At 67.3% G+C, this 12,540-nt stretch carries 12 protein-coding genes and 1 pseudogene; 3 read left to right on the plus strand and 10 right to left on the minus strand.

Annotation, left to right across the window (positions count from 1 at the left end):
- Nucleotides 1-219 precede the first annotated feature (219 nt).
- Nucleotides 220-441: a DUF1289 domain-containing protein gene (locus tag VHP37_18925; GenBank protein HEX2828436.1), complete on the plus strand. Its 222-nt coding sequence runs from the start codon at nucleotides 220-222 to the stop codon at nucleotides 439-441.
- 94 nt (nucleotides 442-535) lie between these two features.
- Here VHP37_18925 and VHP37_18930 read toward each other — a convergent pair whose 3' ends face one another.
- From VHP37_18930 to VHP37_18940, 3 genes and pseudogenes are all read right to left on the minus strand, one after another.
- On the minus strand, nucleotides 536-2,644 hold the full coding sequence (locus VHP37_18930) for a xanthine dehydrogenase family protein molybdopterin-binding subunit (protein HEX2828437.1): 2,109 nt from the start codon (nucleotides 2,642-2,644) through the stop codon (nucleotides 536-538).
- Nucleotides 2,641-3,621 carry a xanthine dehydrogenase family protein subunit M gene (locus tag VHP37_18935; GenBank protein HEX2828438.1) on the minus strand — a complete coding sequence of 327 codons (981 nt, stop codon included), beginning with the start codon at nucleotides 3,619-3,621 and terminating at the stop codon, nucleotides 2,641-2,643. Before VHP37_18935 ends, VHP37_18930 begins: the two co-directional genes overlap by 4 nt.
- A pseudogene (locus VHP37_18940) lies at nucleotides 3,621-4,106 on the minus strand (2Fe-2S iron-sulfur cluster-binding protein). The gene VHP37_18935 and the pseudogene VHP37_18940 overlap by 1 nt, the downstream one beginning before the upstream one ends.
- Before the next feature lie 124 nt (nucleotides 4,107-4,230).
- Here VHP37_18940 and VHP37_18945 point away from each other — a divergent pair.
- Nucleotides 4,231-5,058, plus strand: coding sequence for an alpha/beta hydrolase (locus VHP37_18945; protein HEX2828439.1), 828 nt, complete (start codon nucleotides 4,231-4,233; stop codon nucleotides 5,056-5,058).
- Between the two features lie 71 nt (nucleotides 5,059-5,129).
- Here the strand turns inward: VHP37_18945 and VHP37_18950 are convergent, their stop codons facing one another.
- The 4 genes from VHP37_18950 to VHP37_18965 form a co-directional block, all read right to left on the minus strand.
- Nucleotides 5,130-5,906 (minus strand): aldolase, encoded by a 777-nt coding sequence (locus tag VHP37_18950; protein HEX2828440.1) that lies wholly within the window; start codon nucleotides 5,904-5,906, stop codon nucleotides 5,130-5,132.
- A 64-nt stretch (nucleotides 5,907-5,970) separates the two neighbouring features.
- Complete coding sequence (locus VHP37_18955) at nucleotides 5,971-6,930, minus strand: tripartite tricarboxylate transporter substrate binding protein (protein ID HEX2828441.1); 960 nt, start codon at nucleotides 6,928-6,930, stop codon at nucleotides 5,971-5,973.
- Between the two features lie 126 nt (nucleotides 6,931-7,056).
- Nucleotides 7,057-8,022: a tripartite tricarboxylate transporter substrate binding protein gene (locus VHP37_18960; GenBank protein HEX2828442.1), complete on the minus strand. Its 966-nt coding sequence runs from the start codon at nucleotides 8,020-8,022 to the stop codon at nucleotides 7,057-7,059.
- A gap of 21 nt (nucleotides 8,023-8,043) precedes the next feature.
- A complete protein-coding gene (locus VHP37_18965) occupies nucleotides 8,044-8,805 on the minus strand; it encodes a c-type cytochrome (protein ID HEX2828443.1) in 762 nt (253 codons plus the stop codon).
- Nucleotides 8,806-8,890: 85 nt separating this feature from the next.
- On the opposite strand from VHP37_18965, the gene VHP37_18970 reads away from it, so the two are divergent.
- Entirely contained in the window at nucleotides 8,891-10,384 is a 1,494-nt protein-coding gene (locus VHP37_18970) for an aldehyde dehydrogenase (GenBank protein HEX2828444.1), read from the plus strand.
- Nucleotides 10,385-10,508: 124 nt separating this feature from the next.
- Here the strand turns inward: VHP37_18970 and VHP37_18975 are convergent, their stop codons facing one another.
- Genes VHP37_18975 through VHP37_18985 form a run of 3 tightly spaced genes read right to left on the minus strand, consistent with a single transcriptional unit; the run spans nucleotide 10,509 to nucleotide 12,438 of the window.
- On the minus strand, nucleotides 10,509-11,093 hold the full coding sequence (locus VHP37_18975; protein ID HEX2828445.1) for a thiamine pyrophosphate-dependent enzyme: 585 nt from the start codon (nucleotides 11,091-11,093) through the stop codon (nucleotides 10,509-10,511).
- Between the two features lie 14 nt (nucleotides 11,094-11,107).
- On the minus strand, nucleotides 11,108-11,632 hold the full coding sequence (locus VHP37_18980) for a thiamine pyrophosphate-binding protein (GenBank protein HEX2828446.1): 525 nt from the start codon (nucleotides 11,630-11,632) through the stop codon (nucleotides 11,108-11,110).
- 59 nt (nucleotides 11,633-11,691) lie between these two features.
- Complete coding sequence (locus VHP37_18985) at nucleotides 11,692-12,438, minus strand: SDR family oxidoreductase (GenBank protein ID HEX2828447.1); 747 nt, start codon at nucleotides 12,436-12,438, stop codon at nucleotides 11,692-11,694.
- Nucleotides 12,439-12,540 lie beyond the last annotated feature (102 nt).

Below are 12,540 nucleotides of genomic sequence, written 5' to 3' on the forward strand. Positions count from 1 at the left end.
GGACACAAAGGTTCAAGAACGATCGTCATTCCCGCGCAGGCGGGAATCCATCTTCGCGTGCCCTCAAGGTCAACATGGGTCCCGGATCGTGTCCATCGGACACGTCGGGGACGACGCGACCGCATCGCATCGGTTTTCCTTTGCGTCCTTTGCGTCCTCGGCGGTTAATGAATTGGCCCAGAGCTATTCGATGAATCTTGCCAAGCTCGGAGTCGTCGCTTGAGCACGGACGAAGAGCACGTCGAAAGCCCCTGCGTGCGCAACTGCTGCCTCGACGACGCCGACGTGTGCATGGGGTGCTTTCGCACGCTGCGCGAGATCTGCGACTGGCATTCGGCGAACGACGCGCAGAGGCGCGAGATCCTCGCGCGCTGCGCCGAGCGGCGCGAGCACCACGTGAGCCGTCCCCGCACGCGCCGCAGTCACGTCGGTGAACGTTAAAGTCAAAATGGATTCCGGATCGCGCTGCGCGCGTCCGGAATGACGAGGGGCAAGTGGCGTCCAGGCCGCGGTGCGCGTCCGGAATGACGAGTGCCTAGAGCAGCTTCTCGACGGTGATCGGCAGATCGCGGATGCGTTTCCCGGTCGCGTGGTAGACGGCGTTGGCAATGGCTGCCGCAACACCCGTGATCCCGATCTCGCCGATCCCTTTGGCGCCTAAAGGATTCACGTGCGGGTCGTCCTCGTCGACGAAGATCACGTCGATCTCGCCGACGTCGGCGTTCACCGGGACGTGGTACTCGGAGAGGTTGGCGTTGACGATGCGCCCGTAGCGCTCGTCGAGCAGGCCGTGCTCGTGCAAGGCCATGCCGATGCCCCAGACGATGCCGCCGGCGATCTGGTTGCGCGCGGTCTTCGGATTGATGATGCGCCCGCAGCCGTAAGCGCCGACGATGCGCGGCACGCGCACTTCGCACAGGTCCGCGTCGATGCGCACCTCGGCGAAGACCGCGCCGAAGGCGTGCATCGAATACGCGTCCTTCTCCTTGCCTTGCTTCGTTTCGGCGCCGGCCCTGAACGGCTCGTTCGGATGGCGCGCGACGAAGTCGAGCAGCGGCTCGTCTTTCGGTTTGCGCTTGTCGATCTGGCCGCGCAACAGCTCGCACGCCGCGTGCACCGCCGGGCCGAGGCTCGCGACGGTCATCGAGCCCGCGGTGATCGGCGCGCGCGGGTAATCGGTGTCGCCGAGCTCGAAGCGCACGCGGTCGGGATCGATGCCCAGCGCGTCCGCGGCGATCTGCGTCATCACCGCGACGGTGCCGGTGCCGATCTCCTGCGTGCCGGCGCGCACGAGCGCGATGCCCGCGGGCGTGATCTCGACCGAAGCCGCGGCGCGCATGCGGTGCACCGGGTAGGTCGCGGTCGCCATGCCGTAGCCGATCAGCGCGTCACCCGCGCGCATCGAGCGCGGGGCGGGGTTGCGCTTCGCCCAGCCGAAGCGCGTCGAGGCCGCGGCGTAGCACTCGCGCAGCGACTTGCTCGAGAAAGGCAGGTCTTTCTCCGGATCCTTGTCCGCGTGGTTCTTCAGACGCAGCTCGACGGGATCGATGCCCAGCCGGCACGCGAGCTCGTCGATCGCCGACTCGACCGCGAAGCTGCCCGGCGTATGCCCCGGCGCGCGCTGGAACGTCGGCGTGCCGAGGTTCATCTTCACCAGGCGCGCGCTCGCCCTCACGTTGTCGCAGAGATAGAGCATGCGCGCCGAGCTGCCGCAGTCCTCGCCCCAGTCCTCGATCTCGGACGTGTCGGTGTAGAACTCGTGGGTGATCGCGCTCAGGCGCCCGTCTTCGCTCGCGCCGATCGCGAGGTGCTGCTCGGTGCGCGGCCGACCGCCGACCGGGCCGAAGAGCTGCGGCCGCTCGAGCGCGAGGCGCACCGGTGCGGCGACCTCGCGCGCCGCCATCGCGGCGAGCACGACGTGCGACCACACCGATCCCTTGCCGCCGAAACCGCCGCCGGTGTTCGTCGAGACCACGCGCACGTGTCCTTCGTCGATCCCGAAGGTCTTCGCGAGCACCTTGCGCACGCCGAAGATGAACTGCGTCGAGTCGTATACGGTGAGCGTGTCCTCGTTCCATACCGCGGTGGTGGTGTGCGGCTCCATCGCGTTGTGGAACTCGAGCGGAGTCGTGTAGCGGGCGCTCATGCGCACCGACGAGGCGGCCAGCGCCGCTTCGGGCTTGCCGCGGACGTAGTCCTCGGAATCCGGATCGGGATACGCGTCGGCTTTCGCCGCCTCGAAGTCGAGCCGCGCGGCCTTCGCTTCGTACTCCACCTCGATCAGCGACGCCGCGTGCGCCGCATCGTGCGGCGTGTCGGCGACGACCACGGCGATCGGCTGGCGGTCGTAATGGACCGCATCGTCCTGGAGCACGGAGAGCTTGCGTCCCGCGGGCGGCCCGTAACCCGCCTGGCCGTCCTTCGGCAGCCGCTCGGCGTTGAGGTGCGTGAGCACGAGCCGCACACCGGGCAGCGCCTCGGCGCGGGCGCTGTCGATGTGTAGGATGCGCCCGGCGGCGACGGTGCTCTCGACGAGGCGCGCGTACAGGAGACCCTGCAACGCGACGTCGCCGGTGTACTCGGCGCTGCCGCTGACTTTCGCGTGGCCGTCGGGACGGTCGGACGGTTTGCCGATCGCGCTCATTGCCGAGCCACGCGCAGCGCGCGCAACACCGCGCGGCGCGCGAGGTCGATCTTGAAGGCGTTGTGCGCGAGCGCGCGCGCACCGGCGAGCGCGGCCTCCGCGGCCTGTTCGAGCGGCGCCGCATCGACCGGGGTATCGAGCAGCATCTGTTCGGCGTCGAACGCGCGCCACGGTTTGTGCGCGACGCCGCCGAGCGCGATGCGCGCGTCGCGGATCAGGCCTTCGTGCACGCGGAATGCGGCGGCCACCGAAACGAGCGCGAACGCGAAGCTCGCGCGGTCGCGCACCTTGAGATACGCGCAGTGCCTCACGAACGCCGAGGCGGGCAGGTCCACCGCGACGATGAGCTCGCCCGGGATCAGGCGCGTCTCGACGTGGGGCTCGTCGCCGGGCAGGCGGTGGAAGTCGAGCATCGAGATCGTGCGCTCACCCGCCGCGCCGCGCACGCGCACCAGCGCGTCGAGAGCGGACAGCGCGACGCACATGTCCGAAGGATGCGTCGCGACGCAGTGCTCGCTGCTGCCCAGGATCGCGTGCATGCGGTTCTCGCCTTCGAGCGCGGCGCAGCCCGAGCCGGGGTCGCGCTTGTTGCAGGCTGCGAACGCGGTGTCGTAGAAGTAATGGCAGCGCGTGCGCTGGAGGATGTTGCCGCCGACGGTCGCGGCGTTACGCAATTGCGGTGTCGCGCCCGAAAGCAGCGCGCGGGCGAGCAGCGGATAGAGCCGGCGTATCAGCGGATGATCGGCGACGTCGCTGTTCTTCGCGAGCGCGCCGATGCGAACGCCGCCGTCGGGGAGCTCTTCGACGGCGTCGAGCCCCAGGCGGCGGATGTCGACGAGCGCCTGCGGCGTCTCCACGCCGCCTTTCATCAGGTCGACGAGATTGGTGCCGCCCGCCAGATACTTCGCGCCGGGCGCGGCCGCCGCGGCGATCGCCTTGTCGATCTCCATCGCGCGCGTATACGTGAACGGCTGCATCAGCGCGCCCCGGCAGCCGCGCGCACCGCCGCGACGATGTTCACGTAGGCGCCGCAACGGCACAGATTGCCGCTCATGCGCTCGCGGATCTCTTCATCGGTGAGCTCGATCGGCTCGGACAGGCGCGGCGTGACCGCGCTCGGCGCGCCGGCACGCGCCTCGTCGAGCATCGCGGCGGCCGAGACGATCTGGCCGCACGTGCAGTAACCGCACTGGAACGCGTCGTGCTCGACGAACGCGGCCTGCAAGGCTTCGGCCGCCAGGCCTTCGATCGTGGTGATCGCGTCGCCGTCGTGCGCGGCCGCGAGCGCGAGGCACGAGTACACCCGCCTGCCTTCGACGAGGACCGTGCACGCGCCGCATTGACCGCGGTCGCAGCCCTGCTTGGTGCCAGTGAGGTGCAGCCGGTCGCGCAGCGCCTGGAGCAGCGTCATGCGCGGATCGAGCTTCAGGGCATGAGGGGTGCCGTTCACGCGCAGCGTAACGTCGAGCAGCGTGGCGGTTTCGGTCATAGGCTCCTCCGGGCGTCCGCGATCGTTCATTGTGGGACGCAGCCGCTCCCGTGCAAGTGACATACCGCACGGCGGCGTGCGCGTGTATCGTGGCGGCATGGCCCTCTATCGCGACATGGACCAAGCCGCGCTCGACGCCGCGTACGACAACGGCAGGGCGGTGGCCGAAAGCGCCAAGTTCATCACGGACTGGGAGCGCAGAAGTGCCGAAATCGCTCTGGAGCGTCCGCGGCATCTCGATCTGCGCTACGGCCCGCGCGAGCGCAACCGCATCGATTACTTCGCGGCGGACGCGCCGGATTGCCCGGTGCTCGTGTTCATACACGGCGGCTACTGGCAATCGCGCGCGAAGGAGCTCTTCCGGTTCATCGCGCGCGGTCCGCTCGCGCACGGCATCGGCGTCGCGCTGGTCGGTTACACGCTCGCGCCCGAGGCGCGACTGAGCGAGATCGTCGACGAAGTGCGCACCGCGCTGTCGTGGCTCGGCGCGAAGCTGCACACGCTGAGCGCGGACGCGAGCCGCATCTTCGTGTCCGGATGGTCGGCGGGCGGCCATCTCACCGCCGCGGCGCTCGATCATCACGCGGTGCGCGGCGGGCTTGCGATCAGCGGGCTCTACGATCTCGAGCCGATACGGCTGTCGTATCTCAACGAGAAGCTGAGGCTGGAGTCGGACGAAGTCGTGCCGCTCAGCCCGCTGCACAACATCCCCGGGAATTCACCGCCGCTCATCGTCACGTACGGAACCCGCGAGCTGCCGGAATTACAACGGCAGTCGGAGGAGTACGCGGCCGCGCGCGCCGCGGCCGGCCTGCCGGGCCGCGTCGAGCCGGTCGAGGGGTGCAATCACTACACGATGCTCGAAGAGCTCGCGGACCCGCGGGGGGCGTTGATGGAGCTCGTGCTCGAGTTGATTCGGGGCTAAAGGCGCGGTGCGTTAGCACGCACCCTACGAAAGACCGTTCCTTACCGTAGGGTGCGTGCAAACGCACCGACTCATTCCAACACTTCCGAGCTCTTCCGCAACACCCTCCTCGCGAAGTAATGAAACGTCGCCCCGACCGCTTTCGGCTTGAGGCGATAGTCGTGCGCTTCCTTCGCGAGCGCGGGCTCCAGTTGCTTGATCGGCCCCACCGCGCGCGCGAGTAGCTGCATGCGCGCGGCGCGCTCGATGAAGACCGACAGCACCGCGGCTTCTTCCATCGTCGAGCATGCGCAGAGCTGGCCGTGGTGCGCGAGCAGGATCGATCGGTTGTCGCCGAGCGCGTTGTGGATGATCTCGCCTTCCTCGTCGCCGATGGGCGGCCCCGGCCAGTGCGGCAGGAACGCGCAGTCGTCGTAGAACATCGACGTGTCCATGTGCGCGGCGACCAGCGGCTCGCCGGTGAGCGACAGCGCCGAGCAATACGGCGGATGGGTGTGGATGATCGCGTTCACGTTCGGCCGGTGCCGGTAGATCCACAGGTGAAAGCGGTTCGACGGGTTCACCATGCCGTCGCCGTCGAGCAGGTTCAGATCGTCGTCGACGAGCACGATGTTGCTCGCCTGCGCTTCGTCGAACCCCAGGCCGAAGGAGAGCATCCAGTACGTGCCGGGCTTCTCCGCGCGCGCGGTGATCTGACCGGCCAGCGCCGACTCGTGGCCTTCGTCGGCGAGGATGCGGCACGCCAGCGCGATCTTCTGGCGCAGGTTCCATTCGGGGGTGCGCAGGTGCCTGGCCATCTCCTGCGTGGTGCGCTCGTGGTAGGCCTCTTTGGGACGGATGACTGCCATTCGGTTCTCCTCAGATCAAGTCAAAACCAGGGTCAGACCCCGGTGAAGCCGGGGTCTGACCCTTTTATTCGACGTGGGCGCCGGCCTCTTTCGCGGTCCGGCTCCATTTCGCGAGCTCCTTGTGCACGAACTCGCCGAGCTGCTCGGGCGAAGTGCCGATCACTTCGGTGCCGAGTCCCTGGAAGCGCTCTTTCACTTCGGGCTGCTTGAGCGCCTTCAGGATCTCGGCGTTGACGCGCGCGACGATCGCCTTCGGCGTGCCGCGCGGCGCATAAAAGCCGTACCAGTTCTCGGCGACGATGCCGGGGAAGCCGAGCTCGACCGTCGTCGGCACATCGGGCATCACCGACGAGCGCCTGGCGCTGGTGATCGCGAGCGCACGCGCGCGGCCGGCTTTGATGTGCGGCGAGAGCGCGAGCATGGTCTCGAACGCCGCGGAGATCTGTCCGCCGGCGAGCGCCGCGACGGTGGGGCCGCCGCCCTTGAAAGGCACGTGCGTCATCTGGATGCCCGCCTGCCGCTTGAAGAGCTCGCCGGCGAGATGGAAGACCGTCCCGTTGCCGGCCGAGCCGAAGGTGAGCTCGCCGGGTTTGGCCCTGGCGAGCGCGATCAGCTCCTTGAGCGTCTTCGCCGCCACCGAAGGGTGGGCCGCGAGCACGATCGTCGCCGACGCCGCGAGGGTGATCGGCGCGAAATCCTTCTCGGTGTCGTAGGACAGCTTCGAATAGATGCTGGGGTTGATGACGTGGCTCGTCGGCGCCATGAGCAGCGTATAGCCGTCCGGCGCGGCGTGCGCGACGATCTCGGTGCCGATCACGCCGCCCGCGCCGCCGCGGTTGTCCACGACGACCTGCTGTCCCAGTGCGTCGCCGATCTTCTGCGCGACGACCCGCCCGATGATGTCGGTGCCGCCGCCGGGCGGGTAGGGCACCACGAGGCGGACCGGGCGCGACGGATACGACTGCGCAGGGGCCGTCGAAGCGAAGCATGCTGCGAATGCTGCTGCGATGATGCGTGCGAACATCCGTGCCCTCCGTATTCGGGAAGACCCGTCATTCCCGACCGCGCGGAAGCGCGAAGCGATCGGGAATCCATTTTACAAATTGAAACGTCGAAATGGATTCCCGCATTCGCGGGAATGACGATCTGTTCAATCGGCTTTCATCCCCCGTTCCTTGATGACCTTGCCGTACTTCTGGGCTTCGCGCTTCAGATGCGCCGAAAGCTCCTCCGGCGTGCTCGCGATCACCTCGAGCGCGCGGTCGGCGAAGCGCTCTTTCTGCTCGGGCGTGCGGAAGGTCGCGCGGATCTTGTCGTTGAGCAGCGCGATCGCCGCAGGCGGTGTCGCCCTGGGCGCGACCAGCGCGTGCCACGTGGTGAACTCGTAACCCGGCACGCCCGCTTCGGCGATCGTCGGGACGTCGGGCAGCACCTTCTGCCGTGTCGTCGTGGTCACGCCGAGCGCGCGCAGGCGCTTGGAGAGCACGTGCGGATAGGTCTCGCTGACGCTGGTGAAGGTGATCTGCGTCTCGCCGCTCATCGTCGCGATCACCGCCGGCCCGCCGCCCTTGAACTGCACCGCGACCAGATCGGTCTTGGCGAGATAGTTGAAGAGCTCGCCCGAGATGTGCGGGTTGGTGGCGACGCCGGCCGAGCCGTAGTTGAGCTTCCCGGGATTGGCTTTCGCCAGCGCGATCAGCTCCTTCACGTTCTTCACCGGCAGCGACGGGTGCACCGTCAGGACCGACGACGATCCGCAGATGAGCGATATCGGCGCGAAGTCGTTGACCGGATCGTACGGGACGCGGCTGTAGAGGAACTGGTTGGTGACGAACGGCAGCGTGTTGATGAGCAGCGTATAGCCGTCGGGCGCCGCGTTCTTGACCACTTCGCTGCCGATGTTGCCCGACGCGCCCGAGCGATTGTCGACCACCACCTGCTGCCCGAGCGGTTTCGCGAGGTCGTTGGCGAGCAGGCGCGCGACGAGGTCGACGCTGCCGCCGGGCGGGAAAGGCGAGACGATGCGGATCGGTTTCGCCGGATAGGTCTGTGCGAACAGCGCGCCGCTGAAGGCGAGCGCGCAGGCGGCGCTCGCGGCGATACCTCTTCTTCGCATGCTTTCTCCTCCGTTATCGGGCTAGTCCCAGCCCATCTGATGGCCCGAGACGAGCCTCATGTCGATCTTCTTGATGCCGGCGATGCGCTTCACCGCGGCGTAGGCGTCCTTCACGACCTGCGGCGTGCCGACGATGCCGACGATGGCGACCGTGCCGCGCTCGGCTTCGACCTTCGTGTTCGGCAGGTCGACATCCTTCATCTTCGCGAGCGCCGCGCGCACCGCGGCGACGAGCGCTTCGTCGGGAACGTCGACCGCCGCACGCTCGCGCTCGAGCGTCGCTTCGGCGGTGCGGTACTCGGCTTCGGACAGCTTGCCGTCGCGGTTCGCGTCGAAGCGCGCGAAGTGCCTGGCGAGCACGGCATCGGCGGCGACCTCGTTGCGGGAAAGGCCGCCGTCGAAATCGCGGTCGAGCGCGATGAAATCGGCGTCGGTGATGCCGAGCGCGTCGTAGCGCGCGGCGTCCTTGAGGACGGTCGGCTCGATCCCCGCCGCGCCGATCATGTAGTCGACGATCGCCTTGATCTCCGCGTCGGAGAGATCGTCGTGGCCGCCTTTGGCCATCATCGCGGTGTTGGGGATACCCTTGATCGCGTTGCGATAGATCGTCGAGATACCGGGCCGTATGCGCGCGGTCCACTCCGCCTTGTCGCCGACCTTGGGCGCGCCGTTGATGCCCGGCAGGTGGCACACCGCGCAGTTCTTCATGTAGCTCTCTTCGAACGAGGCGCCGCCGGCGAGGGAGCTCGAGGTGAGAAGCAGCGCGGCGAGTGCGTGTCGCATGGAGTGACGGCCTTGTCCGTGACGGACGTAGAATAGCCCAAGCTTTCCCATCCCTTCATCACCTCATCACTTCATCACCCCAGATATGGATACTGCGACCGCCACACTCACGCGCTACAGGATGTACATCGGAGGCGAATGGGTCGACGCCGCCTCCGGCGCGACTTTCGAATCGTCCAACCCCTATACCGGCAAGCCGTGGGCGCTGATCCCGCGCGCGGGCGCCGAAGACGTCGACCGCGCGGTCAAGGCCGCGCACAAGGCGTTCAGCGAAGGGCCGTGGCCGAAGATGACCGCGACCCAGCGCGGCGCGCTGCTGCGCAAGCTCGGCGACCTCATCGCGCCGCAGGCGCGGCATCTCGCCGAGGTCGAGGTGCGCGACAACGGCAAACTCATCTCCGAGATGGGCGCGCAGACGCAGTACATGGCGCAGTGGTACTACTACTTCGGCGGTCTCGCGGACAAGGTCGAAGGCGCGGTGCTGCCGACCGACAAGCCCGACACGTTCAACTACACGCGGCTCGAGCCGCTCGGCGTGGTCGCGGCGCTCGTGCCGTGGAACTCGCCGCTGCTGCTGACGGCATGGAAGGTCGCGCCGGCGCTCGCCGCGGGCAACACGGTGGTGATCAAGCCTTCCGAGTTCACGTCGGCTTCGCTGCTGGAGTTCATGAAGCTCGTGGAGGAAGCGGGCTTTCCGCCGGGTGTGATCAACGTCGTCACCGGTTTCGGTCCCGAGAGCGGCGCCCCGCTCGTCGAGCATCCGCTGGTCGCCAAGATCACCTTCACCGGCTCGGACGCGACCGGCCAGCGCATCTACGAATCGGCGGCGAAAGGGCTGAAGCGCGTCAGCCTGGAGCTCGGCGGCAAGTCGCCCAACATCGTCTTCGAGGACGCGGAGATCGACAACGCGGTGAAAGGCGCGATCTCGGGCATCTTCGCGGCGACGGGGCAGACGTGCATCGCGGGCTCGCGGCTGCTGGTGCAGCGCTCGATCCACGACGAATTCGTCGAGAAGCTCGTCGCTTTCGCGAAGACCGCGAAGATGGGCGATCCGATGAGCGCCGATACGCAGGTGGGCCCGATCACCACGCCGCCGCAGTACCAGAAGGTGCTGCAGTACATCGATGTCGCGAAGGGCGAGGGCGCCAACGCCGCGCTTGGCGGCGCCAAGGCGACCGGCCTCGGCGACGGCTGGTTCGTGCAGCCCACGATCTTCACCGGCGTGAACAACCAGATGCGCATCGCGCAGGAAGAGGTGTTCGGGCCGGTGCTGTCGGTGATCCCGTTCGAGGACGACGAAGACGCGCTGCGCATCGGCAACGGCGTGGTCTACGGCCTCGCCGCGGGCGTGTGGACCCAGAACATCAAGCGTGCGCTGACGATGGCGAACCGGCTGCAGGCCGGCACGGTGTGGGTGAACACCTATCGCGCGGTCAGCTTCATGTCGCCGTTCGGCGGTTACAAGCGCAGCGGCATCGGCCGCGAGAGCGGACAGGAGATGATCAAGGAATACCTCCAGACCAAGAGCGTCTGGATCTCGACGGCGACGGAGGTGCCGAATCCGTTCGTGATGCGGTGATGAAGTGATGGGGTGATGCCACCTCGTCATTCCCGCGAAGGCGGGAATCCATTTTGACGTTCGGGCTTCAAAAATGGATTCCCGATCGGTCCCGCTGGCGCGGTTCGGGAATGACGTACGACGGTCAAACCCCGATTCGCAGCTCTTTGCGCATATCCGCGATCGCCTGGTTCTTGGTGCGCCTGATCCAGCGCTTGCGCACGCCGATCGCTTCGTTCTCGACTTCCGGCACGACTTTCATCGCGACGAAGACCGGTCCCGGTCCGTTCATGATCTCGGGCAGCGCCTTGCCGAACGCTTCGAGCTCGGTGAAGGCGTAGGCGCGCGGGTAGCCCGCGCCTTTCGCGATGAGGTCGTACTGGACGTTCTTCGCGTTCGGCACCGGCTGGCCGCCCGTCGTGCCGTAGCACTCGTTGTCGAGCATGAAGTGATAGAAGTTCGCCGGCTTCTGTTCGGCGACCGTCATCAAGACGCTGAGACTCATCTGCAGATCGCCTTCGGAATCGATCAGCACGACCCTGCGCTTCGGCAGCGCCATCGCCAGGCCCAGCGCGAAGCCGCAGTGTCCGCCCATCGCGGGATCGCCGAGCGGCACGTCCATCGGGCCTTCGCTGATGTTGATCCAGTGGCGCCCGCCGCGGCCGGGGACGACGATGGCGTCGCCGCGATATTTGGCGAAGAGCTCGAGCGCGTCTTTGGTGTTGAACATTCTCCCGTCCCCCCTTATTTCGCCACGAAGCCGTGGTACTCGTCGCCGACGAGCACGGCGACCGGCCGGTTGGTCTTCTTCGCCTCTTCGAACGCGACGTCGATGCGCGGCGCGTCGGCATCGCTCTCGATGAGGTAGTAGTTGATGTTGAATGCGTTGAGGAAGCGCTCGGTGTAGACCGCCGCGGTGTCGGTGGTCACGCCGTGACGCGTCCAGCCGCGCAGGCCCACCATCAGCACGACCGGGATGTCGAGGCCGAGCAGCCAGCCGCGGATCGAATCGCCCGACTCCATCAAGCCGGTGTTCTGGATGAGGATCAGCGGCTTCGCGCCGCCGGCGTGCAGACCCGCGGCGATCGAAGCGGCGAGGCCTTCGCGCGGAACCGCGACGAGCGTCAGCGTCGGCTCGGCTTTCATCAGCAGGTAGAGCCAGTTCGTCTCGCTGTCGGGCAGCCACACGACGTGCGTCACGCCGTGCTTCTTCATCTCGCGCAGGACGGTTTCGGGACTGAGGTGCGTTGCTACGACGGTGTCGTTCATTTCCCCTCCTTTAATGGGGTCAGGTCCACATTTCGGCGAAATGTGGACCTGACCCCGATTTACGCAAACATGTACTGACCGCCATTGATGTGCAAAGTCTGGCCGGTGATGAAGCCGCCGCCGGGACCGCAGAGAAAGCGCACGGCCGCGGCGATCTCGTCGGGCTCGCCCCAGCGCCCCAGCGGAATCTTGCCCTTGGGCGCATCCTTGGGCGGGCGGTAAGCGGGCCGCGTGGTGTTCATGTTGCCGGGCGACACGCAATTGACGCGGATGTTGTGCTCCGCCAGCTCTTTCGCCAGCGCGCGCGTGAGGCCGACGAGTCCGTTCTTGGCCGCCGAGCTGCTCGCCTTGCCGACCGCGCCGGAGAGCGCGTTGTCGCCGCCGAGGGTGATGATGTTCCCGCCGCGCGAATCGATCATCGACGGCAGCACCGCCTTGATGCAGTGGAACGAGCCGTCGAGCGAGATGCTCATGATCTCGCGCCACTGCTCGAACGTCATGTCCCTGAACGGGGTCTCACGCCGGATCGATGCGTTGAGCACGAGGATGTCGATGCGGCCGAAGCGCTTCAGCACGCCGTCGACCATCTCCTTCACCGCGGCCGCGTCGGCGACGTCGGCCATGCAGGTCTGCGCCTTGCTGCCCGCGCCGCGGATCCGCTCGACCACCGCGTCGGCCTGCTCGCGCGAGCTTCGGGTATTGACCGCGACCGCGCAGCCCGCGTCAGCGAGCGCGAGCGAGATCGAGCGTCCGATGTTGAGCGCGCCGCCCGTGACGAGCGCAACCTTACCCTCGAGCTCCCCCATATCTTTTCCCAATCCGGCGATTCCGGTCGATGGTAGCAGACCCGGGCGTGGCTTATTTCTCGGAGCCTAAGCAGCAAAGGACTGTCCCCGTCCCGGGGTTGT

This window comes from Burkholderiales bacterium, assembly GCA_036262035.1.
Lineage (GTDB): Bacteria > Pseudomonadota > Gammaproteobacteria > Burkholderiales > SG8-41 > JAQGMV01.

What these genes read in the sequence shown, in the direction of transcription:
- VHP37_18985 (HEX2828447.1), bottom strand. Translation starts at nt 12,438, where the DNA reads ATGGGGGAGCTCGAGGGTAAGGTTGCGCTCGTCACGGGCGGCGCGCTC.
- VHP37_18950 (HEX2828440.1), bottom strand. Translation starts at nt 5,906, where the DNA reads ATGGCAGTCATCCGTCCCAAAGAGGCCTACCACGAGCGCACCACGCAG.
- VHP37_18965 (HEX2828443.1), bottom strand. Translation starts at nt 8,805, where the DNA reads ATGCGACACGCACTCGCCGCGCTGCTTCTCACCTCGAGCTCCCTCGCC.
- VHP37_18945 (HEX2828439.1), top strand. Translation starts at nt 4,231, where the DNA reads ATGGCCCTCTATCGCGACATGGACCAAGCCGCGCTCGACGCCGCGTAC.
- VHP37_18975 (HEX2828445.1), bottom strand. Translation starts at nt 11,093, where the DNA reads ATGTTCAACACCAAAGACGCGCTCGAGCTCTTCGCCAAATATCGCGGC.
- VHP37_18970 (HEX2828444.1), top strand. Translation starts at nt 8,891, where the DNA reads ATGGATACTGCGACCGCCACACTCACGCGCTACAGGATGTACATCGGA.
- VHP37_18980 (HEX2828446.1), bottom strand. Translation starts at nt 11,632, where the DNA reads ATGAACGACACCGTCGTAGCAACGCACCTCAGTCCCGAAACCGTCCTG.
- VHP37_18930 (HEX2828437.1), bottom strand. Translation starts at nt 2,644, where the DNA reads ATGAGCGCGATCGGCAAACCGTCCGACCGTCCCGACGGCCACGCGAAA.
- VHP37_18935 (HEX2828438.1), bottom strand. Translation starts at nt 3,621, where the DNA reads ATGCAGCCGTTCACGTATACGCGCGCGATGGAGATCGACAAGGCGATC.
- VHP37_18960 (HEX2828442.1), bottom strand. Translation starts at nt 8,022, where the DNA reads ATGCGAAGAAGAGGTATCGCCGCGAGCGCCGCCTGCGCGCTCGCCTTC.
- VHP37_18955 (HEX2828441.1), bottom strand. Translation starts at nt 6,930, where the DNA reads ATGTTCGCACGCATCATCGCAGCAGCATTCGCAGCATGCTTCGCTTCG.